A 2,038-nucleotide genomic window follows, 5' to 3' on the forward strand; every position below is an offset into this window, starting at 1 on the left:
CGACGCCGTCGTCACCTGGATGGGTGATCTCCCAGGCCAGTCCGGCTCCCACCAGCGTCGCTGCCAGGGGTATCAGCACGCCCAAGTGGATGCGCTTGAGGTCGCCGCCGCGGTGCGCGAAGCCGAGCACCCAGCAGGACATGAAGGTCAGCACGTCGGTGGCGGCAGAGCCGAGTGCCTCCCCCAGGATCGGCGGCGCGTTCTCCAAAGTGGCCAGCCCGGCGATCGGGGTGCCCACGGTCATCAAGCGGGCACGTTGGTAGCACCGAAGCAGTAACGGTGAGAGCAGCACCAGCCATAGGTACGCGACCAGGTACCACAACACGCCGGTGACCGGCTCGGCCCAGCCGGCGGTCGGAGGTTCCACGATCGGGACCAGCCACAGCAGCAACGCCGGCCACTGCGGTCGGTCCTGCCACCCGGCTACGAGCATCACCGGGATCAGGAGCACGCCCATCACCCAGAGCGCGGGCAGCAGCCGGCGCAGCCGGCCGGTGATCGCCTGCTCGGTGGAACGCCGCATCGAGGTGGCCATCAAGGACCCGCCGAGAGCGAACATCACACCCATCGACGGAAAAACCATCGCGAGCCATGGCAGAGGGAACATGTGATAGACGACGACCCGGACCAACGCCACCGCACGCAGCGTGTCGAAATAGCGATCCCGGCGAACCTGCGGCCCCTTCTCGCCGGTGGTGCTCCCGTACCCGCCGGGTTGATCGTCGTCGACCGGATTCATGCGGTCGAGCCTACGAAGAGGACGACCCATTCCCGGGCCCGTTGTCCCCCGGCCGATGGAGGCCTTTCGGGCAGGAACTCCGCCGCCTGACAACGTAACGATCGCTATGAACGATCGTTGTCGACGCCTGCCGCTGGTCACGACGAGGGCGAGTGGCTCAACTCCGCACGAGATCCTGAACCTCAGGGCTATGCTCGCCGCGAACTGCCCCGCTGGCGACCTGATGGTCCGCCAACCCGGCTGGACCGCAGGATCGCACCGGCCCAGTCTCACGAAGCCGTCTGAGAATCAGCCGTTGTCGCTGCGGCCAGCCAGGTGGCGCATCTTCCGACCACCTGGCCAAATGACCTTGCTGTCTCTGCGGTGGTGGACAACCCCTCTCGGCCTGTTTGGTGATCATGATAGAGCCGCAGGACAGGATCGGGTTGATGCTGCAACCGGGGCTGTACGTCGGGTTCTTGAGAAGTCGGGTTCTTGAGAAGGAGTACCTTCTCCACCGCGAGTGTGAACGCGGCGGCGCCGCCGATCAGGCCAGCGATCAGCAGCAGCAGGCCGGTCCCGGTCGATCGCCGGGCCTCCGGATCGGTTTCCGCGTCCGCGGCGGGCCGGTTGGACACCTGTGCGGTCGGCGCCTGCGGCGACGGCGGTGTGAAAGAGGTCATCCGCGCGTAGCCGACCGCGGCGATCCGCGCGGCGGCGACAGCGACCGCGGTGAGAGTGAGGACCGTTCTGCGGGAAGTGTCAGCATGTCGTTCAGAGCTGACTGCGGATGTCGCAGGCGAACCGGTCGACGTCGGTGAGGTGGGGAAACCGGCCAGCAGCGCCGTACACGGAATAGCGCCAGCCGCCGTTGACCGTCCGTGGCGCGTGGCGTGGAGCCGAAACCGGCGGCCGGCTGTGGATGGCCAGGCGCGAGGTCCACCTGTTCATCGCCGTCATCGGTGCGTCGGAGGCGACACCGTTCCACGGGTCGATGTATCCGCTGTACGCGTGCAACAGCGCAGCACAGAGGGTCAATTTTCGGAAACCGGCGACAACGGTGTTGTACCTGTTGCTCGGGAGCCTGCGCTGCGGCTTCGGGCACGCGGATACCTTCCCTTCCCGGCGGCGTCGAAGTCCTACCGTTGCCGCACTCCAGTGGGTTACACCAGGCCCCGCAGTTTGGCGGCGAGGATGTCGGCGCGCACACCGGAGTTCGGGCAGCCGCCAAAGTGGTGCAGCGCTACCACGCGGTTCGTCGCCCGCGACAGGACCGGGCTTCCGGAGGAACCACCCTCTGTGTCGCAGTAGTAGGCGATG

The 2,038-nt window shown here is 67.0% G+C and carries 3 protein-coding genes; all 3 read right to left on the reverse strand.

The genetic code is table 11. The annotated features are described in order from the left end of the window. A partial coding sequence (locus DMB66_RS59110) for an acyltransferase family protein (protein ID WP_158647734.1) occupies positions 1-739 on the reverse strand: 739 nt, incomplete at its 3' end. A 269-nt stretch (positions 740-1,008) separates the two neighbouring features. Continuing rightward, positions 1,009-1,401, reverse strand: a complete 393-nt coding sequence (locus DMB66_RS65100) for a hypothetical protein (RefSeq protein ID WP_233625611.1) — start codon at positions 1,399-1,401, stop codon at positions 1,009-1,011. A 91-nt stretch (positions 1,402-1,492) separates the two neighbouring features. Next, the gene (locus DMB66_RS59115) at positions 1,493-1,756 is read right to left on the reverse strand and encodes a hypothetical protein (protein WP_125812628.1); all 264 of its coding nucleotides are present in this window, start codon (positions 1,754-1,756) and stop codon (positions 1,493-1,495) included. Between the last annotated feature and the right edge of the window lie 282 nt (positions 1,757-2,038).

It is taken from the genome of Actinoplanes sp. ATCC 53533, assembly GCF_003947245.1.

Coding starts and splice junctions, on each gene's coding strand:
- DMB66_RS65100 (WP_233625611.1), bottom strand. CDS start 1,401: ATGACCTCTTTCACACCGCCGTCGCCGCAGGCGCCGACCGCACAGGTG.